Origin of the sequence: Streptomyces sp. NPDC002130, assembly GCF_040296465.1 — a bacterium.
GTDB lineage: Bacteria > Actinomycetota > Actinomycetes > Streptomycetales > Streptomycetaceae > Streptomyces.
Map to the genome: position 1 here is coordinate 1 of NZ_JBEOXI010000987.1, position 1248 is coordinate 1248.

Annotated in this window: 1 protein-coding gene and 1 pseudogene; one reads left to right on the forward strand and one right to left on the reverse strand. The window is 62.9% G+C overall.

The window, feature by feature from the left end; all coding sequences use genetic code 11:
- Window positions 1-246, reverse strand: a pseudogene (locus ABT116_RS47675) (hypothetical protein); the annotation flags it as partial.
- A gap of 373 nt (window positions 247-619) precedes the next feature.
- On the opposite strand from ABT116_RS47675, the gene ABT116_RS47680 reads away from it, so the two are divergent.
- A partial coding sequence (locus ABT116_RS47680) for an ABC transporter substrate-binding protein (RefSeq protein WP_351647705.1) occupies window positions 620-1248 on the forward strand: 629 nt, incomplete at its 3' end.

The following is a 1248-nucleotide window of genomic DNA, read 5'->3' on the forward strand; positions in this document are numbered from 1 at the left end:
GGCGTAGTCCATCGCCGCTTCCGGATCGTGCACGGAGCACGGACCGACGACGACGATCAAACGGTCGTCGTCACCGTTGAGGATGTTGATGGTGTCAGCACGCCCGGTGCGCACGGTTGCGGCCGCGACCTCGTCCGGAGCGTGCTGGGCCCGAACAGTCGCCGGTGACACGAGCGGACTGATACTCACAGTCCGCTGATCGTCGAGGCTGTCCGAAGCTGCGGTGGTGTCGATGGTGACAGTCATGGGGTTTTCGGTTTCCTGTTCTCAGGCCGACCCCAGAGATGAAGAGAAACTCCAGCGAGCCGGTCTGTAGTCCGGCTCTTGGGTGGAGGTTGTCAGCGCGTGGTTACGCCGGCAGGCCCACCCGGGGCCGGCCTGCTAAACCAGAAATAGACGCGCTGCATGTCGGTCACGATACCTCGAGTTCGGATCGGATGGGCGCGCCCCTCCACAACGAGCCGAATCCGAGGAGGGAGCTCTGCGACACCCGCCAACGCGGACTGGCTAAATCTGGTGAGCGGTTGGCGTTTTCGAGCAAGGCGTCGGCGGTCACGGTCGAATAGGTTGAAAAGGCACCCTCAAATGCCCAGAACACCAGATGGAGCTGTGCCTTCTCATGCCTGTGATCGAATCGACCGAAACCCCCTTGCAGTCGACAAAAGATGTGGACGGCGAATTCACCCGTCTGATCGATTCCTTGACACGACGCGGGTTCCTGACCGGTGCAGCGGCGCTCGGTGCACTGGGCGCACTGTCTGCATGTTCGAGCGAATCCAGCGGCACCGAAACCTCGGACGAATGGGTCGACATCGTCGTCGCGGACCAGGCCTACCGCCTCCCGCGGGACCCCAAGCGTGTGGTGGTGCTCGAAGCCCGAGGAGCCCTCGATTTTGCACTATTGGCCGAGTACCCGATCGTCGCGACCAATTGGGATCCGAAGTCGCAACTCATGCAGCAGGTACCCGCCGGCGCAGCTCGCCTCGGTGGGACGAACAACGAACCGAATGCGGAATCGATACTGAGCTTCGACCCCGATCTGTTGGTCGTCGGGAAAGGCTGGTGGGGCTACTACCAGGACAAAGGCCTGCTCGGCACTGACATCGCTCCGGTGCTCGTCGTCGACGAGGGCACGACGGGCTCGTCCTGGAAGCAGGCCATGACCGCGCAACTCACGGCTCTCGATCGCCGCGAAGTCGCCGAACGCGTCATCGCCCGCTACAACGCCGAACTTGCACAAGCGCGGGC